Origin of the sequence: Dyadobacter sp. SG02 (assembly GCF_900109045.1) — a bacterium.
Taxonomy (GTDB): Bacteria; Bacteroidota; Bacteroidia; order Cytophagales; family Spirosomataceae; genus Dyadobacter.
This window is the reverse complement of the sequence record NZ_FNYL01000015.1, coordinates 90,932-114,095: the sequence shown is the minus strand read 5'-3', so window position 1 is coordinate 114,095 and position 23,164 is coordinate 90,932. Positions and strand designations below refer to the sequence as shown.

Sequence of the window (23,164 nt, the reverse complement as noted above, 5' to 3'; positions counted from 1 at the left end):
ATGAAAAAGCATTGGATAATAGCAGCATTTATCGGTCTTGCATTGACCAGCTGCGAAAATATACTCGACAAAACCGACCTTTCGGCCTTCAACGAGGAGCAGGTTTTCAACGATACCCTTCTGGCAAAGGGCTATGTGGATTATGTGTATGACCAGAATCTGCCCACCTGGCCCACGGGCGATTTCCTGAAATGTACCGACGAGATTGGCGGCGAAAGCCGGTTTTTCGAAGGTACCGTGCAGGTGAATACCGTGCAGGATTTCGGTATCGGGGTGAATGCAACCAACAATTATGGTAAGCTTCGGTCGATCAACCAGTTCCTGGCCAAGCTGCCGAACGGGAGTTTGAGTGAGGATGCGCAAAAACGCCTGATGGCGCAGGTGACGTTCTTCCGCGCTTTCCGCTATTGGGACCTCGTGCAGCTTTACGGCGGCGTGCCGATGGTACTCGAACCGCTCGAAGGCGTAGGCGAGGAGGCCAAGGAAGAGGCCGCCATTCCGCGCAGCAGCACTTCAGAGAGCGTTGCGCTTATCGTGAAAGACCTCGATTACAGCATAGCCAATCTGCCGGCCCGCTGGGGCAATACCAACGACTGGGGCCGCATTACCAGCGGTGCAGCGGCGGGTTTCAAAGGCCGCATTCTCCTGCATTATGCGAGCCCGCAACATAATCCAACCGATATGACCGAGCGCTGGCAGGCGGCTTACAACGCCAATAAAAAGGCAGTTGAGATACTTTCGGCCAACGGTTTCAAGCTCCACAGCAGTTTCAGTGATTTGTGGTTCCAGGAGGTAAATAACCCCGAGGCTGTTTGGGTAACCTGCTATAATAACAAGGTCGGCGATCAGATCAACAAGAATATGACCTGGGACAATGGTACACGCCCGTCGTACCTCGGTACCGGCGGCGGTTCCAACCAGCCTACCTGGGAAATCGCGCAGGCATTCCCGATGAAAAACGGCAAGAATATCGAGGAAAAAGGCTCCGGTTACGATGCACAGCTTTTCTACAAAAACCGTGACCCGCGTTTCAACCAGACCATCGCATTCAACGGAGCAACCTGGGCCATTAATGGCAATCCCAACTACCGTTTATGGACCTATTTTGTAAACAATAAAACCGTGGAGCAGAAAGCTACTTCCACCGGTTTCTATTGCCGCAAAGCCATCGACCCGAACCTCGCACCAGGCGCCGTTGCCAATGCCGGTACCGACTGGATCGAAATGCGCTATGCCGAGGTAATGCTCAATTTCGCGGAAGCGGCGTGCGGCGTGAACAAGCTGGATGAAGCTTATACCCAACTGACCGAGCTACGCAAACGTGCGGGTATCGAGCCGGGTGCGGATGGTTATTATGGATTGAACCCCAAAATGACCCGCGCGGAAATGTTCGAAGCTATTTTACGCGAAAGACAAGTGGAACTGGCATTCGAAGGAAAGCGCTTTTACGACCTGCGCCGCTGGAAGAAATTTGAAACCGTCTTGAATGGCAAAAGCCGCAACGGGGTGACGATCAACCTGAAAGCATCGGCCCCCGAAGATTTCGCAACACGCCGCGACGTTATGAACCTCGATTCTGTTTACAAAAATTACCTGGAAATCGTACCTAAAAAGCTGGATACCAAATACCTTGTGAGCTGGAAACCGGAATACTATTTCTTCGCGATCCCGCAGCAGGCATTGACCAATAATCCAAGGCTCGAACAAAATATCGGTTGGCCGTCCGGCACGTTTGATCCATTGAAATGATTTAAAATGCCAATTTGGCGACCGTTATGGCGATGTGTACGCATGCAATCATCACGTCGCCCAGGTTCACAATAATCACGGCGCCCGGGTTCACAAATATTACGGCGCCCGGATTCACAAATATTACGGTGGTCTACAAATATTACGGTGCCTACAAATATTACGGTGCTCTGCACCTACAATTATCCGGGTGTTCTACACCTGCTACAAATATTGCGGCGCTCTGCGCCTACCCAGTGATGGTGCAGCATCGTAATATTTGCGGGAATAACATAATCAACCAATGCAGGGCGCAGCGTAGCGAAATATTTGTAAGAACATGGTAATCAAATCAATGCCAAGGTGCAGCGCACCAAAAGATTTGTAGGTGCCGCAATATTTGTGAACGATCATCAATCAATGCCAAGGTGCAGCGCACCAAAAGATTTGTCGGCAACGCAACATTTGTGAACGATCATCAACCAATGCCAAGGTGCAGCGCACCAAAAGATTTGTCGGCACCGCAATATTTGTAGACGATCATCAACCAATGCCAAGGTGCAGAGCACCGAAAGATTTGTAGGTGCAGCGAACCAAAAGATTTGTAGGCGCCGAAATATTTGTGAACGATCATCAACCAATGCCACGGTGCAGAGCACCAAAAGATTTGTAGGCGCCGAAACGTTTGTGAACGATCATCAACCAATGCCAAGGTGCAGCGCACCAAAAGATTTGTAGGCACCGTAACATTTGTGTACGATCATCAAACAATGCCAAGGTGCAGCGCACCAAAAGATTTGTCGGCACCGCAATATTTGTAGACGATCATCAACCAATACCAAGGTGCAGCGCACCGCAATATTTGTAGGTGCAGCGCACCAAAAGATTTGTAGGCACCGCAACATTTGTGAACGATCATCAACCAATGCCATGGCACCGCGCACCAAAAGATTTGTAGGCGCCGAAATATTTGTAAACGATCATCAACCAATGCCACGGTGCAGCGCACCAAAAGATTTGTAGGTGCAATGCACCGTAACATTTGTACAGCAAAAAACAACGCATTTAATAATATGACATCCATTCCTAAACATTCCATTCATTTGGCCCTGGCAGGCCTGCTTTTAAGCACAGCCGCCGTCGCGCAGTACCCGAAAATCCCTGCCGCCGCCAAAAAAACGAGCGATTCGCTCCTCGCTGAGGCTGAACGCAAATCCGAAATCGCCTGGCAAAAGGCACTGCCTGTCATTGAAGCAGAGGCGAAGAAGGGCAAGCCCTACATTCCCTGGGCGGCGCGGCCGGTGGATTTGCCGCAGTCCGATATTCCGGCGTTTCCGGGCGCGGAAGGTGGCGGTGCATTCAGTTTTGGTGGCCGCGGCGGGCAGGTTTATGTGGTCAAAAGCCTGGCGGACAGCGGTCCGGGAACATTGCGCGATGCTTGTGAGAAGGGTGGGGCGCGCATTATCGTGTTCAATGTGGCCGGTATTATCCGTCTGAAAACACCGCTCATTATCCGGGCGCCTTATGTTACGATTGCGGGCCAGACTGCCCCGGGCGACGGCGTTTGCGTGGCAGGTGAGAGTGTTTGGATCAACACGCACGATGTCGTGATCCGCCATATGCGTTTCCGCCGGGGCGAAACTTTCGTGGGCCGTCGCGACGATTCCATTGGTGGGAACCCGATCGGAAACATTATGATCGACCACGTATCGGCGAGCTGGGGGTTGGACGAAAATATGTCGATGTACCGGCATATGTACAACGACAGCACCGGCGCGCAGGAGCAGAAGCTTCCGACCGTGAACATTACCATTCAGAACTCGATTTTCTCCGAAACGCTCGATACCTGGAACCACGCATTCGGCAGCACATTAGGCGGCGAGAACTGTACGTTCATGCGTAATCTCTGGGCGAACAACGCGGGGCGTAACCCGTCGATCGGCTGGTTCGGGATATTCAATTTTGTAAACAATGTGGTGTTCAATTGGGTGCACCGTTCCATCGACGGCGGCGATTACCGGGCGATGTACAATATCGTAAACAACTATTTCAAACCGGGCCCCGAAACACCGAAGGATTCGCCGATTGGCTACCGCATTCTGAAACCGGAAGCGGGCCGCAGCAAGCTGAAATACCAGGTTTACGGACGTGCTTACGTGAATGGAAATATCATGGAAGGCTACGACAAGGTTACCAAAAACAACTGGGACGGCGGCGTGCAGGTGGAAGATCATGCGAATGCGGGCAAATACACCGACAATATCAAATGGCACGAACCGCTTCCGATGCCGGCATTTCCGATCATGAGCGCAAAAGAATCGTTCGATTACGTGATCGCGAATGCGGGCGCCACGCTCCCGCGCCGCGACCCCGTGGATGCGCGCGTGACCACGCAGGTACGTACAGGAAAGATCAATCCGCTGGATAATGTAAAATTGCCGGAGAAGCAGTTCGAGCACCGTCGCTTGCCGATCGATTCGTACAAAAACGGCATTATCACCGACATTTCGCAGGTAGGAGGTTACCCTGAATACAAAGGAATCCCGTACCCCGATTCCGACGATGACGGTATGCCGAACGACTGGGAGGTCAAATACGGCCTGAACCCGAAAGACCCGTCGGATGCGCGGAAAGACATGAGCGGGGATGGTTATTCCAATATCGAGAAGTTCATCAACGGCATCGATCCGAAGAAGAAAATGGATTGGAAAAACCCTAAAAACAACCATGATACCCTGGCTTCGCTGAAAGGCGCGCCGGGCCAAAAATAGTATTGCTTTGGACAGACTGAGATACTTGGTTAAGGTGATGAAATTCGATACGATCCTGTCGCTGACAGGATTGTATTTTCTTTTGGTACCCATTGCTTTTGGCCAGAAGAAGCCTAAAAAACCGTCACCCGTGGCATTGGCCGAGGACGGGCGGCTGGCCTATGCGCCCGATTCGCCCGGCAATCGCATTGTCGATTTCTCGTACGCGGGCTACATGGCCGGCGAGCAGGCGATCCCGGACGCGCCCATACGCGTAACCGTGGCGGCCCGCGAAGGCGATGCTACGGCACGCATTCAGGCGGCGATCGACTATGTGGGTGGGCTGCCTTTGGATGCGAACGGTTTACGGGGCGCAGTGTTGCTTGGTGCGGGTACGCATTCCGTTTTGTCAGGTATCGTCATGAGGAAGTCAGGTGTCGTTGTTCGTGGGATGGGAATGGGGGATGGTGGTACGGTACTGTTGGGCGATGGGCGTACGCGGGAGACGGTAATCCGGGTTTTGGGGGAAGAGAATGTTGTATTAAAACCTAAACTGCGCATTACCGATCCTTATGTGCCGGTGAATGCAATGCGTTTTGAAGTTGAAAATGCCGGTTCACTGAAAATCGGCGACCGGATCCGTATTGTGCGGCCTTCTACGGGTGAATGGATCAGAAGCCTGAAAATGGAGGAATTTGGCGGTGAAACCGGTTGGCTTGGCTGGAAACCGGGGCAGCGCGACATTACCTGGGACCGGACTGTGACGGCCGTTTCGGGGAGCAGCATTACGATCGACGCGCCGGTTACTACCGCGTTGGACGGGAAGTTCGGGGGCGGGTTTGTGGTGCCTTATCAATGGGCGGGCCGCATTAATCATGTTGGAATTGAAAACATCCGTATTGAATCGACATTTGACAGCCAAAACCTGAAAGACGAAAACCACCGCTGGATGGGCGTCACTTTCGAAAACATCGAAAATGCCTGGGTAAGGCAGGTTACTTTTCGCCATTTGGCAGGCTCGGCGGTGGCGGTTTATGAATCGGCTTCCAAAGTCACCGTGGAGGATTGTAAGTCGCTGGAACCGGTGTCGGAGATCGCCGGGCAGCGGCGGAATACGTTTTTTACGCAGGGCGGGCAGACGCTCTTTTTGCGTTGCTATTCCGAAAACGGGTTACACGATTTTGCGACGGGCTACGTCGCGCCCGGCCCGAATGCATTTGTGCAATGCGAATCACACTTACCGAACGGTTTCAGCGGGGCCATCGACAGCTGGGCTTCCGGCGTATTGTTTGATATAGTGAATGTCGATGGGAATGCATTGAGTTTTAAAAACCGGGGCCAGGACGGTCAGGGGGCCGGGTGGACGGCCGCTAATTCGGTGTTCTGGCAATGCTCGGCGTCGCGGATCGAGAATTTCGCCCCACCGGGGACGCAGAACTTTGCGTTCGGGGCGTGGGCTGCCTTTGCGGGTGATGGCTTTTGGGAGAATGTCAATGAGCATATCCAGCCGCGCAGCCTCTATTTCGCGCAATTGGCCGACCGGTTAGGCAAGCAGGTTCTGGCCAAAGCGTTTCTGGCGCCCAAAGAAACGGAAGCATCCAGCAGCCCCAGCCTCGAACAGGCCGCCGCATTGGTCACGGGTTCGCATCAGCCCGCCGTTTTATTGACCGACTGGATCGATCAGGCTGTGCAGCGTAATCCAATTACAGGGACCGTTCCCGCAGCCCGCGGTGCAGTCAAATCCATCGATGAAATCAATTTTAACCCAACCCAAAACACTAACACACCCCCGGCATTAACTATCCGCAATGGGCGACTGGTGCGCGGGAACGAACTCGTTACCGGTGCGCGGCACGAAGTACCCTGGTGGCGCGGGAGCATCCGTCCGCACGACGTGAGCGCGGCAAAGCCGCACATTACCCGCTACGTGCCCGGGCGTGTCGGCAGGGGCTTTACCGACGATCTTCCGGAAATGACCGACTCGCTGCAAGCGCGGCACATCACCGTCGTGGATCATAATTACGGTCTTTGGTACGACCGCCGCCGCGACGATCATGAGCGCATCCGTCGGATCGACGGCGAAACCTGGCCGCCGTTTTACGAGCAACCGTTTGCCCGAAGCGGCAAAGATGCCGCCTGGGACGACCTCAGCAAATACGATTTGCAGCATTATAATGAATGGTACTGGAACCGCCTGCGCGAGTTCGTGACGTTGGCCGATCAGAAAGGGCTTTTGTTGTACCACCAAAACTATTTCCAGCACAATATCCTCGAAGCCGGCGCGCATTACGCGGATTTCCCGTGGCGGACTGCCAACAATATCAACCACACGGGCTTCCCCGAGCCGCCGCCTTACGCGGGCGACAAGCGGATTTTCGTCGCCGATCAATTTTACGACATCGGCAATGCGGAGCGGAAGGCATTACACCGGGCCTATATTCGTCAATGTCTCCATAATTTCGTCGGTCAAAGTGGTGTCATTCAGTTTATTAGTGCGGAGTATACCGGGCCGCTGCAATTTGTGCAGTTCTGGCTGGATGTGATCGGTGAATGGGAGCGGGAGAAGGGTAAGAACGTGCTGGTCGCATTGAGTACTACCAAAGACGTGCAGGACGCGATCCTGGCCGATCCTAAATATGCCGCGTTGGTTGATATTATCGATATACGCTACTGGCATCGCCGCGAAAATGGCAGCGATTATGCGCCGGAAGGAGGCAAAAACCTCGCCCCGCGACAGCATGCACGTATTCAGAAAGTTGGTAAAGTGTCGTTTAATTCGGTGTACAGTGCCGTTTTGGAATACAAAAAGAAATTCCCTGAAAAGGCTGTGCTTTACAATGCCAACGGTGCCGAGCAAAATGCCTGGGCGGTGTTGCTGGCCGGTGGTTCGGTGAGTGCGGTACCGCCTTTGCCGAAGCCGTTTCTCGAAGCGGCCTCCGCAATGCAGCCTGTGGAGATGAAAGGGCGTTATATTTTAGCCCAAACAAGAGAGGGCTTGATCATTTATCAGGAGGCGAACGGGGAAGTGCAAGCGGATCTGACGCAGTTCAATGGTAATTATCAATTACAGCGTATCGATGCACGAACGGGTGCAGTTTTAGGTAAATCTGAAAAAATTAAAGGAGGAAAAATGGTTTCACTGTCTTCCAAAGAGGCAGGCCCGGTTATCTATTGGTTTTCGAAAAAGGGATGAGGAATTTAAAAATTGGTTTTGGCTTGATATGTGTCGGCCTCGCGGGGCTGACAGGCTGTGCGCGAAAAGCGGCGGGACCTTCCGTTTTGAAAGCGGAGGATTACCGGCACCATGTGGTGTATTTCAACCGCATGGAGGATGAAAACAAGGTGAATGCGATTCCGAATGCGCAGTCGTGGGAGTGGATGAAGGCTAATGTGCCGTTGTTCGATTGTCCGCAGGATAATTTTCGGGAGATTTATTACTACCGCTGGTGGACTTACCGGAAGCACATTCACAACACGCCGCAGGGCTTTGTAATCACCGAATTTCTCGTCGACAGGAATTATGCAGATAAATACAATATGATCAGTTGCGCCCTCGGCCATCACATTTACGAAGGCCGTTGGCTGCACGATCAGCGCTATCTGAACGACAATGTGCACGTGTGGTTCCGGGGGAACGACGGTGCGCGTATGAAAAAACTGTTGAATTTCAGCAGCTGGACAGCTGACGCGCTCTACAACCGCTACAAAGTGACCCAGGACAAGGCTTTTCTGCTCGATATGCTGCCCGACCTGGATTCGGAATACAAAGCCTGGGAAAAAGACCGTCGAACCGAAAGCGGGCTTTTCTGGCAGACCGATGTGAAGGACGGCATGGAAGAGTCGCTTAGCGGTGGTCGCCGCGAGCAGAATGCACGCCCGACGATCAACAGTTATATGTACGGCAATGCCAAAGCGCTTTCGGCCATTGCCGCATTGAAGGGCGACCAGGCCATGGCCGGACTTTACGAAAGCAAGGCGGATACTTTGAAGCGATTGATCGATAGTAAGTTATGGAATGCGGATAGTGCCTTTTTTGAAACAGTAAAGAAACGTGGTAAAGGCCCTTTTGCCGGAGTGAAGGAAGCGATCGGGTTTGTGCCGTGGTATTTCAATTTGCCCGACGAGAAGTACGATGCGGCCTGGAAGCAAGTGTTTGACCCAAAAGGTTTTAATGCGCCATTCGGCCTCACTACCGCCGAGCGGAGGCATCCCGGGTTCCGCACGCACGGCTGCTGCCAATGCGAGTGGGACGGCGCTGTGTGGCCATTCGCGACCGCGCAGACGTTGACCGGCCTGGCCAACCGCCTGAATGCGCCCAAGCCGGAAGTGGTGGCGGATACGACCTATTTTGGATTGCTGGAAAAGTATGTGGAATCGCAGTATTACCGCGGCAAGCCGTATGTCGGGGAGTATTTGGACGAAAAGACCGGCTACTGGCTCAAGGGCGACCAGGAACGGAGCCGCTACTATAATCATTCGACATTCAACGACCTGATCATCACCGGCCTCGTGGGTCTGCGCCCGCGTGCTGACGAGGTGATCGAAGTTAACCCGCTCCTGCCGGACGATAAATGGGACTGGTTTTGTCTCGACGACGTGCATTACCACGGCAAGCGCCTCACCATTCTCTGGGACCGCGACGGCAGCCATTATAAAAAAGGCAAAGGCTTGCAGGTATTTGTGAATGGCAAAAGAGTGGGCTCGGCCGATACGATTTCAAGGATTTTAATTAACCCATAAACCCCTGCATGGCAGCATTAACCAACATTTCAATGCAAAGAACCCAACCCATGAGAAGAGCATTACTAAAATGGCTGCTATGCGGCTCCGCGGCACTACTCGCGTGGCCCGCAAGCGCACAAAGCTTCAAGGACGGCATTACCGTCGACGAATTCATTTTTGAAACCGCCCCGTTCCCCGAGAGCCATGCCTCGACCATCGCCGAAACGCCCGCCGGACTGGTGGCCGCGTGGTTTGGCGGTACAAAGGAACGTAACCCGGATGTCGGCATTTGGATAAGTCGCCTCGAAAACGACAAATGGACCGCACCCTTTGAAGTAGCGAACGGCATTGTGAACGACAAGCTGCGCTACGCCTGCTGGAACCCCGTTTTATACCAGGTACCGAAAGGGGATTTGATGCTTTTTTACAAGGTAGGGCCGAACGTCGCAGGCTGGAAGGGTTTCCTGATTACTTCGAAAGACCATGGTAAAACCTGGTCGAAGCCCACGGAATTGCAGGAAGGCTTTTTGGGACCCGTGAAAAACAAACCCGTATTGCTGGCGAACGGTGAGCTCTGGTGCCCGTCTAGCACCGAAGGCGAGCTGGGCTGGCGGTTGCATTTCGAGGTGACGCCCGATTTTGGGAAGACATGGCGGAAAGTAGGCCCGCTGAACGATGGAAAGACGATCAAAGCCGTTCAGCCGAGCCTGCTGACGTATGCCAATGGCGATATGCAGATCCTTTGCCGCAGCCAGAGCCGCTCGATCGTCGAATCATGGTCGAAAGACGGGGGTAAGACGTGGTCGGAAGTGGCACCTTCCACTTTGCCCAACAACAACTCGGGGACCGATGCTGTGACGTTGAAGGATGGCCGGCAGTTGCTGGTTTATAATCACGTAAAACCGCCGGTAGGTCAGCCAAAAGGACCGCGTACGCCGCTGAACGTGGCTGTTTCGAAGGATGGTAAAAACTGGGAGGCGGTACTCGTTTTGGAGGATTCACCGATTAGTCAGTATTCGTATCCTTCTGTTATCCAGACTGCTGATGGGATGGTGCACATCGTGTATACCTGGCGCCGCCAGCGGATCAAGCACGTGAAAATCGACCCGTCGAAGTTGAAAGGCAAGGCGATCGTGGAAGAACAGTGGCCAATTTGATTTTGAACTCATGAAAAGAAGAAGTTTTCTGAATAGTTGCGTTGCCGGGATGGCGGCGTTGCCATTCGCGTCGTGGGCTGCGGAGATGTCCGGCATGGATATGTCCCGCATGGATATGCCCGGCATGGATATGCCCCGCATGTCGAAAAAGGCGCGATACAAGATCGCCGTAATCGATTTGATGATCCTAAAAAGACAGAAATTGAGCGCATTGCCGCTTGCAGACGAGATTGGAGCCGACGGCCTTGAAGTGGATATGGGCGGCCTGGGCGACCGGCCAACTTTCGACAATAAACTCGCCGACCCGGCTGTGCGCCAGCAATATATCGACAAAGCCAAAGAACTGGACCTGGAAATCTGCTCGCTCGCGATGACCGGTTTTTACGCGCAATCGTTCGCGAAGCGCGACGGCGCCGAAAGGACGGTGGGCGATTGTATCGAGACTATGAAGCAAATGGGGATTAAAACAGCCTTCCTGCCGTTGGGTATCCAGGGCGATCTGGTCAAAAATCCGGAATTACGTCCTGCAATCGTAGAAAGGCTTAAAAAGGTGGCCGAAATGGCTGAAAAGGCGGGTGTGGTAATCGGTATTGAAACGGCTCTAGACGCGAAAGGCGAAGTAGCATTGCTGAAAGAAATCGGTTCTAAAAGCATTCAAATCTATTTCAACTTCTCGAACCCGCTCAAAGAAGGCCGCGATCTTTGCGAGGAACTGCGCATTTTGGGTAAAAACCGCATTTGTCAGATCCATTGTACCGACGAGGACGGCGTCTGGCTCCAAAACAACACGCGGCTTGATATGAAAAAGGTCAAAGCCACGCTCGACAAAATGGGCTGGAAAGGCTGGCTCGTGATCGAGCGCTCGCGCGATGCGAGCAAGCCGCGTGATGTGAGGGGTAATTTCGGCGCGAATACCGCTTTTATGAAAACCGTTTTTCAATCCTGATCTACATTTTATCGGGCCATTTCGGCCTTTACATATCTACTCATGTCTCCTCGTTCTTGCCGGTTTGTCTTTGTTTTGTTTCTGTTGCTAAGCCAATACCATGCTTTTTCACAGGATTTCTCACCGGACCAATACAATTTGACATGGACGAGCCAGAGCAAAAACTCAGGCGAATCGATGCCTTGCGGCGGTGGCGACATTGGGCTGAATGTGTGGGTCGAGAAGGGCGATTTGCTCTTCTACATCTCCCGTAGCGGCATTTTTGACGAAAATAATGTCTTTCCCAAGCTCGGGCGCGTGCGGATGGCGCTTTCACCGAACCCGTTCGATGCGGGCGATAGTTTTCGGCAAGAGTTGAAGCTGAATGAGGGATACGTGGAAATTTCAGGTAAAAAAGGGAAGCTGAATGCCACTGTAAAGGTTTGGGTGGATGTTTTTAAGCCAGTGGTGCATGTCGATATCGAGGGTAACCAACCGGTTTCCGCGCAGGCATGGTACGAAAGCTGGCGGACTGATGTCACGGAAATGAAAGGCAATGCCAAAAGCGCCAGTTCTTACAAATGGGCGGCGCCGGTAGTGACTGTTTTGCCGGATACCGTCCGACACGAGAACAATGGCGTGCTATTTTACCATCAGAACCGCGATTCTACGATTTTCGATGTGATGGTGAGTCAGCAAAAGCTGGACGCCGTGAAATCAAAACTCTGGAACCCGCTGAAAAACCTCACTTACGGGGGATGGATGAGTGGCCGGAATATGATTGCGAATCCCGCGATTGCAAGCGGTCGGTACGTGGATGCGGCGTTCAAGGGGTTTGGGTTGAAAACCAAATCTCCCACGCGCAGCGTTCAGCTGAGCATTTACCTGCATACCGATCAGCAAAGTGATATTGCTGTCTGGAAAAAAGGACTTTTGGAAACGGTCGCCAAAGCGAAACTGGACGAGAAGACGGCGTCGGTAAAATCGTTGGAATGGTGGAAACAGTACTGGCAACGTAGTTATATTGCATTGAATGTCGGTAAAAAAGATGGCGCATCGCCCGTTTGGCAGGTTGGCCGCAACTTCCAGCTCTTCCGCTACATGCTCGGTTGCAATGCATTCGGTACCTATCCTACTAAATTCAACGGTGGGCTGTTCACTTACGACCCGGTTTTTGTAGATACTTCCTATCATTTCAACGCCGATCACCGCAACTGGGGCGGCGGTATTTTCACTGCGCAAAACCAGCGGCTGGTATATTGGCCGATGCTGAAAAGCGGGGATTTTGACATGATGAAGCCGCAATTCGAGTTTTACCAACGCATTTTAAGCAATGCGGAAACCCGTACGCAGCATTACTGGGGCCACAAAGGCGCTTCGTTTACCGAGCAGATCGAGAACTTCGGCCTGCCCAACTTTGCCGAATACAGTTCGAAGCGACCGGCCGGCTACGACCCCGGTTTGGAATATAACAAATGGCTGGAATACCTGTGGGATACCTCGCTGGAATTTTGCCTGATGATCCTCGACCAGCAGCATTTCACCGGTGCGGACATTAGAAGTTACCTCCCGTTGATCGAGAGCTGTGTCGTGTTTTTCGATGAGCATTATCAATACCTGGCAGCCCGGCGGGGCGCGGCTAAGCTGGATCAGAATGGCGATCTCGTACTTTTCCCTGGAAGCGCCGCCGAAACCTACAAAATGGCGTACAACTCCGCCACGACCGTCGCGGGTTTGAAAACCGTGCTTGAAAGAATGCTTGCATTGCCTTCGGAATACGGTGACGAGGCGCAGCGCAAGCGTTGGAATGAAATTCTGGAACGGGTTCCGCCGCTGAGCTTCCGCGAAATGCAGGGGCATCGCACGATCGCGCCCGCACAGGCGTGGGAACGCATCCAAAACACCGAAATCCCGCAATTGTACCCGGTATACCCTTACGGCATTTACGGCATCGGTAAGCCCGACCTCGAAACGGCGATCAATACCTGGAAATACGATACGGAAGCTATCAAAAACCGCAACCACACAAGCTGGCACCAGGACGGGATCTTCTGCGCCCGTTTAGGCCTTACCGAAGAAGCAGCCGCATTGACCATTAAAAAATTACAGGACTCCGGTCGCCGTTTCCCGGCATTCTGGGGCCCGGGCCACGATTGGGTACCCGATCACAACTGGGGCGGCTCCGGGATGATTGGCTTGCAGGAAATGCTCATGCAAACGCACGGTGATTCGATCTATCTGTTGCCTGCGTGGCCCGATGATTGGGACGTGCAATTCAAGCTCCACGCACCAAAGAACACGGTGGTGGAAGGGGAGTGGAAAGAGGGGAAAATCGTGAAGCTTAAAGTAACGCCCGAGTATAGGAGAAATGATGTAATTAGCTCAAAATGTGATGATTAGTTATTTGTAGTCGTTTGCAAACGTTTACAAACGGATAAAACCGGATAGATGCTTGACATTGCTTTGACATAGTGCTAGTTTTGTTAGGTTAGTTCTTTGTTAAACTATAAATCACGCACTGATATGAATACGAATACAGAAAATAGGAACGAATTGGGTAACCCAACTTCGTTTGGTGTTGCACTAGGATTATTGGCAGGCTTCTTCTTCGGTCCCGCAGGAGCAGTCGTCGGATTTGCTGCTGGCGCAACGCTTGGATTTTGGTACGATAAAAAAGAAAATCATATCATCAAGCCTTGTGATGGCGCAAAGGCGGCCAGCAAGCCTAAAATACAACGTGCCGCAGACTGCAGTCATTAACATCCACGAATGATTGTATGGAAAAGTATTCAAATCCTTATGCCATTTCGTTGGCTGTAAGTCTATTGGGCTGTGTAGCCTACACGATTGTTGCGACTGTCCGCTGCGGATTTCAGAACATACAGGAAAAAGACGTCGTGATCATCTTTGCGGACTTTTTGGCGATCTGTTCATCCCTTAAAATCATTTACATGTCCTTTGATACGTCGAACTGCCCGATCGAGACGCGGCTTGACATAATATTCTTTGCGTTGGGAGGTTTGATGATGCTGATAGTCTCATTTAAAAACATTGCAGCGAAGTTCAAGCAGCTCAGTAAGCCTGTAAATTGTACCGAAGGCAATATACCACATAAATAAATCAATATTTTTTAGCTTTGTTTTCGATTGTTTTTCTTTTCTTTGTTTTAGTAAACAGAAAATGGTTTAACATATTCAAAATAATGCTTCGCGAATGTTGAATGGCCCATTTGTTCTGGCGATCGATCAGGGTACGAGCAGTACTAAAACCGTCATTTTTAACGAGAAAGGAGCGGTGGTGGCACGCGGCAGCGAGCCGTTGCGTACGATGTATCTGGAAGGTGGCCTGGTAGAACAAGATCCCCGGGAAATTTTTGAGAATGTACTCGCGTCGGTCGCCAAATGCCTAGCCGACCTTACCTCGAAGGATGGACGTATAGAGGATATCCGTTCGTGCGGTATTTCCAATCAGCGGGAGACGTTTGTGCTTTGGGATAATGAGGGAAAGCCGTTGCACCATGCGGTAGTCTGGCAATGCAAGCGGTCGATGGCGGTCTGCGAGCAATTGCGCAATACGGGATTGGAAGAAACAATCCGGCAAAAGACCGGTCTGCTGGCCGATCCTTACTTTTCCGGCTCAAAGGTAATTTGGCTGAACCTTTACAATGAACGCGTCAAACAGGCGATTGCGCAGGGCAATGCATTTTTTGGAACGGTAGATACCTGGCTTTTGCATCAACTGACTGGCGGGGCGGCCTACCTCACCGACCACACCAATGCATCGCGGACGCTGTTTTTTAACCTTGAAACATTGACCTGGGACGAGGAACTAATACGGTCTTTTGGGTTGGATGGGTTGCATTTGCCTGGTATTCAGTCGTCTTCTTCGCATTTTGGTGCGACGGATTTTGGTGGGTTGCTGCCCTCTACCATACCGGTTACAGCGATGATCGGCGACTCACATGCGGCTGCGTTCGGCGAAGGATGTTTCAGTCCTGGTATTGCGAAAGCCACATTGGGTACAGGCTCGTCGATCCTGATGAACATCGGCCCTGAACCGAAGGCTTCGCATAAAGGCATGGTTACCACAATCGGTTGGAGCGCGGGCGACAGGGTAGAGTATGCGCTGGAAGGCGTGATCGTGACCTGCGGAGCAACGATCGAATGGCTCAAAACACACCTCGGACTGTTCAATGAGGTTCGGGAAACGGAATCTATGGCTCGTTCGGTCAACGATAGCGGCGGCGTTTACCTTGTTCCGGCATTCAGCGGGCTGGGTGCTCCGCACTGGGATATGAACCGAAAAGCATCCATTACAGGTCTCACATTCAATACCAACAAAAATCATATTGTTCGCGCGGCGCTGGAATCCATTCCTTTTCAGATCAAAGACGTGATCGTGGCTATGGAATCGGATACGGGCATTGCGTTGGAGGAATTGAAGGTGGATGGAGGGTTAACTTCCAATTCTTTCGTCGTACAACTGCTGGCCGATTTGCTTGAAAAGCCGGTCGTTAATCTCGGATTTCCGGAAGTTTCAGCTTTGGGTGCGGCGTACTTATCAGGATTGTATTCAGGTGTTTATCCCGATATCGACTATTTACAAAAATTAAGTGCGGGCCATTCATCGATCTTGCCCAATGCTGCCAACGAAGCAGTGAGGACAGCTTACCGGGGTTGGCAAGATGCCGTAGGTACGACACCGCAGGTTTATATAACACATTGATTATGAAGTTTAATGGTTTAGTTATAGCTCTTTTTTGGTGTTCTCTTTCCGCATTTGGACAGGACGGTGTGGAGCGCCCCGTGGAGCGCTGGGAGCGGTTTGAAATTACGCTGACCGGCCCGCAAACCGGCAATCCGTTTGCGGACGTCAGTCTATCCGCCGAGTTTTCAAACGGTGCCGAAAGGTTGAAGGCAGACGGGTTTTATGATGGTAATGGGCAGTACAAAGTTCGTTTCATGCCTCAAAAAACGGGTGAATGGAAGTACAAGACGATCAGCAACCTTAAATCTTTGAATGGTAAAACCGGAACGTTCAGTTGTGTAGAACCGGGTAAGGATAATCACGGACCGGTGCAAGTGGCTGATACATATCATTTTAAATATGCGGATGGCAAGCGCTATTATCCTTTCGGGACAACTTTGTACGCGTGGACGCACCAGCCCGGGGGTTTGGAGGAAGTCACCTTGAAAACACTCGCGAATGCACCTTTCAACAAGGTGAGGATGTGTGTTTTTCCTAAATTTTACGCGCATGTCGAGAATGAGCCGCCGTACTATCCTTATGTAAAGAAGTCGGAAACGAGAGATGCGAAGGGTAAACCGAAATTTCAATGGGACCTCTCGCGGTTTGAGCCGGCGTTTTTTCAACACCTTGAAAAGCGGATCGACGATCTGAAAAAACTGGGTATCGAGGCCGATTTGATCATTTTTCACCCGTACGATAAGGGTCATTGGGGATTCGACAGTCTTGGTAGAGAGAACGATCTGAAATATATCCGGTACCTGACGGCACGTCTGGCTTCTTTCCGGAACGTGTGGTGGTCGATGGCGAATGAATTCGATTATGTCAAAACCAAGCCACGCGCCGATTGGGACATTTATACCAAAGCGGTGGTGAACGCGGACCCGTACGGCCATCTTTGTTCGATTCATAACGGAAGCGTTTATTATGACAACTGGAAGCCGGAGTTTACCCACGTGAGCATTCAGAACGGATCCACCGTGGAGGATTTTGGTCGCGCGACGCTTTTGAGGGATGTGTTTTTTAAGCCGATGGTGTATGATGAGGTGTGCTATGAGGGGGATTTGCTGCAGCGCTGGGGGCATTTGAGCGGTGAGGAAATGACGGAGGCATTCTGGCAGGGCGTGATCGCGGGTACGTATGTGACGCACGGGGAAACCTACAAGAATGCGGGCGATACTATTTTTTGGGCCAAAGGTGGTCGCCTGATCGGAAGTAGCCCGGCCCGGATCGGCTTTTTAAGGAAGATATTGGAAGAAGCACCGGGGCCGCTGGAATTGTCGGACCCGTGGAAAGACCACCATACCGCACGTGCCGACAGCAGCTATTATCTGGTATACTTGGGTAAAAATATGCAACCGGAATGGGAATTCAGCTTACCGCGTAAGGGCGGGCCGAAGGCGGGGCGGAAGTTCAAGGTAGAGGTCATCGACACCTGGAATATGACGGTCGATGAGCGTCCCGAGATCTTCGAAATTGCCGAAACCACCGACTACCGCATTTACGACAAGAAAAGAACAGCGATCCGCTTGCCCATGACACCCTATCTGGCGCTTCGGATTAAAGAGTACCGGGAATGATAAAAACTTTGATTGGTTAACATAGATAGTAAAGGATTAAAAAGACCGGATCATGTCCGGTCTTTTTTTACTTTTGGCTTTGCAAAACCAGAACATTTAATTAAATTTCGAAACAATTAGAATATAATCGAAAGATAATTCGTCCCATCCGCCACAACCTGGCAATTATACTTTTCCGAAAAACGTATTCATGAAACCAGTGACATTAGGGCTGATTCACACGTCGGCTACACTTGTGCCGATCTTTCAGCAGCTGTGCAGCGAATACCTGCCGGGCGTAAATGTTTTTAATATCGTCGACGACAGCCTGATCAAAGACGTGATCGCAAAAGGCAAACTGGTGCCGGGAACCGCGCGCCGGGTGGTCGATTACGTGGCCTCGGCCGAAGCTGCCGGTGCTGACCAAATTCTCGTAACCTGCTCGTCCATTGGCCGGGCGGTGGAAACTGCTGCTGCGCTTTCATCCGTGCCTGTGCTCCGCGTCGATCAGCCGATGGCCGATCTGGCCGTTTCAAAAGGCACGAGAATCGGCGTGGTAGCAACTTTACCTACAACGCTGGAACCGACCGCCGACCTTGTAAAACGCCGCGCACAGGTTGCCGGTAAGGAAATTGAGCTGACCAGCAAGCTTTGCGAAGGCGCTTTCGACGCGCTGATGAGTGGAAATCCGGGCTTGCATGACCAGATGGTCGCGCAGGCGTTGCGGGAGCTGTCTGCGCAGGTAGATGTGATCCTGCTCGCTCAGGCGTCGATGGCGCGGGTGGTCGATACGCTTTCGGAAGCGGAGAAGACGGTTCCGATCATAGCAAGTCCGCCAGAAGCCGTTCGTTATCTGGCTTCGGTTATTAATCGGGTATAATTATGTTGGTATTCAGGAAGATATGTCTTGCGCTAGTCGTATTGGGTGTAGCAATGCTGGCCTTCGCCTGGATTACACAGGCAGAGGGGCTGTTCAAAGCCGCCTCGCTGGGTACGGCAATTGCCTGGGCCATCGGCATTGGCGCTATTCCGCGGTTACAGGGCTATCAGTACACGGTCTGGATTGTGGCCGCTGTTGTAGCCGGTATGATTTACCCGCAGTCTTTCCTGCATGTGGGAGATTTTGATTTACGGAATAAATGGCTCATTCTCATTGTAGTACAATTTGTAATGTTCGGAATGGGGATTCAAATGAGCCTGCGCGATTTTTCGGAGCTCGCTACCTCGGGAAAAGGCGTTCTGATCGGGTTATGCAGCCATTTCACGATCATGCCACTTACCGGTTTCGCATTAACCAAAATCTTCCATTTCGACCCTGAAATCGCTGCCGGGATCATTCTTTTGGGCTCCTGTTCGAGTGGATTGGCTTCCAATGTGATGGTTTATATTGCCCGTGCGAACCTTGTACTTTCTGTGGCCGTCACGGCTATGACGACACTCGCTGCCCCCTTTCTGACGCCTTTCCTCATGAAAATCCTGGCGGGAACGCTCATTCAAATCCGTTTCCTGGATATGATGATGGAAATCATCAAAATCGTCATTGTGCCTATCGGAGCTGCGCTGATTCATGATTTCCTGAAAACAGCATCGCCCGGCGGACGAAGAAACGTTTATAGTATAGCGTCAGTGTCGCTGATCTGGCTCGGTGCATTGATTTTAGGCCTGTGGTCCTGGCTCGCGGAAGCAGTGTCGGCGCCGACTTTGCAATCCCTCGAAGTACTGTCATTTTTCGGAGGGGCCGTTCTGGTCGGGTTGGCCTATCATTTGATCACATTATCCTTCGAAAACCTCGACCGTTATATGCCTTACGTTTCCATGTTCGGCATTATCTATTTCACGACTGTTACCACGGCAGCTGGTCGCGACAATCTTTTACAAGTTGGTTTTCTGCTCTTTTTCGTCTCTGTCTTGCACAATTCGGCAGGATATTTTTTCGGATATTGGTTAAGTCGTTTACTGGGCCTGGACAAAGCTTCGGCACGGACGATGGCATTTGAAGTGGGCTTGCAGAATGGCGGAATGGCTTCCGGATTAGCAGGTGCAATGGGAAAATTGGGGACCGTAGGGTTGGCAGCGGCTGTTTTCAGTCCGTGGATGAATATTTCCGGGTCGATTTTGGCCAATTATTGGCGTAGGAGAGAAGCGGAGCGCGTGGAAGAGATTCAGGAAATTTCCATTAATCCGTAAACTCCGGAATTGTTAAAGGTCGTAATCTCTGTTAGGGTGTTTAGTAGCAACCGGGCCACAGCATTGGTTGAACAGTTCCCTGTTTTCAAAAGTATGACTTTGGGTGGGAATGAGAGTAGGTCAGCCAGGTCCTTGAAGTCTTCATCGAAAGTTACTATGATGTAGCCTTTGTTCTTGGCGTATTCCCAAATGTAGCGATCACGAGACGCGTATTGGAGAGGGGTATGACTGACGTGAATGCTGTCAGGGAACGAGGATTTTAACTTTTTGACGATTCTGTAAGATATATTTTCGTCAAAAAGAAGTTTCATGTTTCTGTGATTAGAATTTTAGAGTTCTCTTCCCCGTTTGCGGCAAAATCAATGGCGGCCAGAATATCCTCCCGTGTAAGCGGAGGGAAATCTTCTATGATTTGCTCAACGGTCATGTTATTTGCCAGCCAGCCCAGAATATCGCGCACGGCTATTCTCGTGCCTTTAACACAAGGCTTTCCGAACCGTATTTCAGGGTTAATGCTGATCCGTTCCTGCCAATGCTCCATGATTTTTGAAATTTGGTTTTTATGAAGATACAATTTTAATGTGAGGTTTGAGGTGCTGTTTTATCAACCATTATCTATGGATTAGCAAAAGGCTGTAAAATAATCCTCCCCGCCAACTTGCCCGCCCTTGAAGTTAACCTCCAATCCGTTAGCAGGCGAGTCCGGCGCGAAAGTGCGGCAGAGTGGAGCGCCGGGAGATAAAGGGGCGATCATTTCTACGGCCTTGATGCCCAGCGTGCGGGCTACCACGCCGGAGGTGTCGCCGCCGGCGATGATCAGCCGCTTGACCGGAGCGTTTTCCAGTATATTGCGGGCGACGGCGCCCAGGGCTTGCCCGTAAAGCGTGGACGTGTGTGTTTGAATTTGAATGGGAGTTAATCCGTTGTTTTTGAGAATATTATTGGAGCGGATGAAACGCGGGTCCTGTGTGCTCCTCGCGGTGTGTATGATTACATTTTTGCCGCTTTCGATAAACCGGACAGCCTTCCCGATTTCATTCACATAGGCCGGATCATGTGTTCCGGCGGCAATGGCGGGCGTGTCGAGGGCGATTTCTTCGAAACCGTGCGCTAATGCATAGTCGATCTGTCGGGCGGTGACGGGTGAGCAGCTCCCCGAGACCACTAGCAACGGCGAGGACTCGCCGGGTTGGGGCCATTGCGTACGATTTTGGGTGATCCCTTTCGCATTCCAGAAGCCGGTCAGGGCCATTTCGACGCCGGACGAGCCTACTGAGAAGTGGGGGGATCCGTGGTTTCCGTAACGATCGATGAGTGCGCCGATGCGGGACATCTGGTGGGCATAGAGTCCGTCGAAAAGCACGATTTGTTTTTCCTCAATGATTTTTTCAAGTAATGCGGACGTTTCTTCTGGCGGCATTTCGATCTGCAAAATATCGATCAGGCCGCAGGATTTTGTGGTTTGTTTGCTCAAATGCAGCCGCAAATCGCTCTCGTCGGCGGGTGTCGTCGGATGGTTACTCATGCTTGGATGGCGATCGAGGCGGTGAATGTGGCCGTTACTGCCGATACCCATTCGGGCAAAAAGGTTTCCGAATGTGCAATAGCGGCCCAGTGACGGTGCAGCTACGACCAGGGATATGAACTTCGGCTCAAATACCTCTGCGCCAATGTCTATGGCTTTGCCAATGCTGCCAATATCGGGTGACGAATCGAACGTGGAGCACACTTTATAATGAATATGCCGTGCGCCTGCGTGTTTGAGTATTTCAAATGCGGGCCGAAGGGTGTCCTCCATTTGCCGGGGCGTCATCGCGCGCGTCATGCCGGCGATCCCGAACGCGCGTATGTACGGGAAGCGGCTAAGTTCTTCCGAAGTTGGTGGTTCTATGAAGAGCGCGGTACGGATACCGGCGCGTTCGAGGATTTCCATGGCGTCGGTGGAGCCGGTGAAATCGTCGCCGTAGAATGCGAGCAGGAGGTCGTTAGGGGTCATGCGCGATCAAATTGCAGTTTCCCGAACTTTTCTACCGACTGGCCGAACTCCGGATATTGCCGTGCGGCTTCTTCGAGCGTCAGGCCGTTCACTGCCCCTTTCCAGGCTTGCTGCAAAGCCGTCACGCCGGCCGCCGGTCCGCCCGGGTGTGCCATAATGCCGCCGCCGGCCATGTAAAGAAGGTCTGTGGTTCTCGTGCGCAGGTAAGTCTCGAAAGCTTGCCCGCCCCATTGCCCGGAAGATACCACCGGCAGAACCGGTTTATCCATCAGTGTGCGATCGAGGCAAGAGGTAATGGAGCGCACAACCGAGTCGTCCGATTCCCAGAACTTGTTTTGAATGCCATTCACATGCAGTTGATCCACGCCCGCAAGCCGCCAGAGCTTCTGGTATGCCGGAAATTCGATTCCCAGCAACGGGTGGCGGTTCAACATGCCCCAGCCGTTGCGGTGGCCGTGGATCGCCAGCTCGCCCAGGTCGCAGATGCGCTTGGCGCCCGCCAGCCCGACGCTGTTGAGGCTGATCATCGCGCAGGTGCCTCCGGCTTTGACGATGTGTTCATATTTACGGAGCATCGGCTCCATTTCATCGCTGATATTGAATGCATACATCACTTTTTTGCCTGTCCGGTCGGCGTGGCGGTTGATGACCCGCATGACGGCGCTCACGCGATCTTCGAAGCGGGAGTTGGCGGTCGAGGCCATTAACTCATCATCTTTGATAAAGTCGATACCGGCATGCGCGAGTGTTTCAACGATTTTAGCGGTTTGCGCAGGCGTAAGGCCCACGCTGGGTTTGATGATCGTGCCGATCAGCGGCTTGCCCGGGGCGACGCCGGTGAGCGACCGGCAGCCCTCGATGCCGAACTGCGGGCCGCGGTAATTTTTCGCATAAGACTCCGGGAAGCGGATGTCCATCAGTTTTAGTCCCGTAAACTGAGTAATCTCGTACAAATTCCCCTGCAAGGTAGAAACGAGGGTAGGGAGGTTGTGACCGAAGTTTTCTATCGACCACGACACTTCCACGTATGCGCGGCGGTATAGCCCATCGGGCGAAGTCGCGCCGGGAATTGCCGACTCTGAGACGGATTCAAGGTGTTCGATGAGCTCCACGCGGGCTGCGAAGCGATTTTTCAGTTCTTCCGTTTCGCCCGGTACAGCCACGAATGTTCCCGAAGACTGCTCCCCAGCCAGCACAGCTGCCGTTTTTTCTACTACATAAGGGGTTTCAATGTAGTATCGCGCCGTTATTCTTTCCATTATTTCCAGGTAATCTATTTTATGCTTACGAATATAGTCTTTTTTGATTCGATTTAAAGTCTCTATGGACTACCATCTACGCACCTTAAAATGACAAAAACTGTTTTTTAACAATTTTTTATAAAAATAAGATAG

17 protein-coding genes are annotated in these 23,164 nt (G+C 51.9%); 13 read left to right on the top strand and 4 right to left on the bottom strand.

The window, feature by feature from the left end:
- The 13 genes from BMW93_RS28600 to BMW93_RS28540 all read left to right on the top strand — a co-directional run bounded on the left by BMW93_RS28600 (position 1) and on the right by BMW93_RS28540 (position 19,774).
- Positions 1-1,749: a RagB/SusD family nutrient uptake outer membrane protein gene (locus tag BMW93_RS28600; RefSeq protein WP_090384599.1), complete on the top strand. Its 1,749-nt coding sequence runs from the start codon at positions 1-3 to the stop codon at positions 1,747-1,749.
- A gap of 1,052 nt (positions 1,750-2,801) precedes the next feature.
- On the top strand, positions 2,802-4,499 hold the full coding sequence (locus tag BMW93_RS28595) for a polysaccharide lyase family 1 protein (RefSeq protein WP_218147749.1): 1,698 nt from the start codon (positions 2,802-2,804) through the stop codon (positions 4,497-4,499).
- Positions 4,500-4,506: 7 nt separating this feature from the next.
- The gene (locus tag BMW93_RS28590; RefSeq protein WP_229240921.1) at positions 4,507-7,671 is read left to right on the top strand and encodes a DUF6298 domain-containing protein; all 3,165 of its coding nucleotides are present in this window, start codon (positions 4,507-4,509) and stop codon (positions 7,669-7,671) included.
- A complete protein-coding gene (locus BMW93_RS28585; RefSeq protein ID WP_090384596.1) occupies positions 7,668-9,218 on the top strand; it encodes an MGH1-like glycoside hydrolase domain-containing protein in 1,551 nt (516 codons plus the stop codon). Before BMW93_RS28590 ends, BMW93_RS28585 begins: the two co-directional genes overlap by 4 nt.
- Before the next feature lie 50 nt (positions 9,219-9,268).
- Entirely contained in the window at positions 9,269-10,357 is a 1,089-nt protein-coding gene (locus tag BMW93_RS28580; protein WP_090384594.1) for a sialidase family protein, read from the top strand.
- A gap of 10 nt (positions 10,358-10,367) precedes the next feature.
- Positions 10,368-11,303 (top strand): sugar phosphate isomerase/epimerase, encoded by a 936-nt coding sequence (locus BMW93_RS28575; RefSeq protein ID WP_090384591.1) that lies wholly within the window; start codon positions 10,368-10,370, stop codon positions 11,301-11,303.
- Between the two features lie 42 nt (positions 11,304-11,345).
- A complete protein-coding gene (locus tag BMW93_RS28570) occupies positions 11,346-13,682 on the top strand; it encodes a DUF5703 domain-containing protein (RefSeq protein ID WP_090384588.1) in 2,337 nt (778 codons plus the stop codon).
- A 123-nt stretch (positions 13,683-13,805) separates the two neighbouring features.
- Positions 13,806-14,042 carry a DUF456 domain-containing protein gene (locus BMW93_RS28565; protein ID WP_090384586.1) on the top strand — a complete coding sequence of 79 codons (237 nt, stop codon included), beginning with the start codon at positions 13,806-13,808 and terminating at the stop codon, positions 14,040-14,042.
- Between the two features lie 17 nt (positions 14,043-14,059).
- Positions 14,060-14,401 carry a hypothetical protein gene (locus tag BMW93_RS35745; RefSeq protein WP_090384584.1) on the top strand — a complete coding sequence of 114 codons (342 nt, stop codon included), beginning with the start codon at positions 14,060-14,062 and terminating at the stop codon, positions 14,399-14,401.
- A gap of 94 nt (positions 14,402-14,495) precedes the next feature.
- Positions 14,496-16,007, top strand: a complete 1,512-nt coding sequence (locus BMW93_RS28555; RefSeq protein ID WP_090384581.1) for a glycerol kinase GlpK — start codon at positions 14,496-14,498, stop codon at positions 16,005-16,007.
- 2 nt (positions 16,008-16,009) lie between these two features.
- A complete protein-coding gene (locus BMW93_RS28550) occupies positions 16,010-17,608 on the top strand; it encodes a DUF5060 domain-containing protein (protein ID WP_090384578.1) in 1,599 nt (532 codons plus the stop codon).
- A 190-nt stretch (positions 17,609-17,798) separates the two neighbouring features.
- Positions 17,799-18,467 carry an aspartate/glutamate racemase family protein gene (locus BMW93_RS28545; protein ID WP_090384576.1) on the top strand — a complete coding sequence of 223 codons (669 nt, stop codon included), beginning with the start codon at positions 17,799-17,801 and terminating at the stop codon, positions 18,465-18,467.
- A 2-nt stretch (positions 18,468-18,469) separates the two neighbouring features.
- The gene (locus tag BMW93_RS28540) at positions 18,470-19,774 is read left to right on the top strand and encodes a bile acid:sodium symporter family protein (RefSeq protein ID WP_090384574.1); all 1,305 of its coding nucleotides are present in this window, start codon (positions 18,470-18,472) and stop codon (positions 19,772-19,774) included.
- On the opposite strand, the gene BMW93_RS28535 is transcribed toward BMW93_RS28540, so the two are convergent.
- The 4 genes from BMW93_RS28535 to BMW93_RS28520 all read right to left on the bottom strand — a co-directional run bounded on the left by BMW93_RS28535 (position 19,750) and on the right by BMW93_RS28520 (position 23,029).
- Positions 19,750-20,085: a DUF5615 family PIN-like protein gene (locus BMW93_RS28535; protein ID WP_177194231.1), complete on the bottom strand. Its 336-nt coding sequence runs from the start codon at positions 20,083-20,085 to the stop codon at positions 19,750-19,752. The two genes, BMW93_RS28540 and BMW93_RS28535, sit on opposite strands and share 25 nt — an antisense overlap.
- On the bottom strand, positions 20,082-20,315 hold the full coding sequence (locus BMW93_RS28530; protein ID WP_090384571.1) for a DUF433 domain-containing protein: 234 nt from the start codon (positions 20,313-20,315) through the stop codon (positions 20,082-20,084). The genes BMW93_RS28535 and BMW93_RS28530 overlap by 4 nt, the downstream gene beginning before the upstream one ends.
- Before the next feature lie 81 nt (positions 20,316-20,396).
- The gene (locus BMW93_RS28525; protein ID WP_090384568.1) at positions 20,397-21,770 is read right to left on the bottom strand and encodes a four-carbon acid sugar kinase family protein; all 1,374 of its coding nucleotides are present in this window, start codon (positions 21,768-21,770) and stop codon (positions 20,397-20,399) included.
- Positions 21,767-23,029, bottom strand: a complete 1,263-nt coding sequence (locus tag BMW93_RS28520; RefSeq protein WP_090384566.1) for a ribulose-bisphosphate carboxylase large subunit family protein — start codon at positions 23,027-23,029, stop codon at positions 21,767-21,769. Before BMW93_RS28520 ends, BMW93_RS28525 begins: the two co-directional genes overlap by 4 nt.
- Positions 23,030-23,164 lie beyond the last annotated feature (135 nt).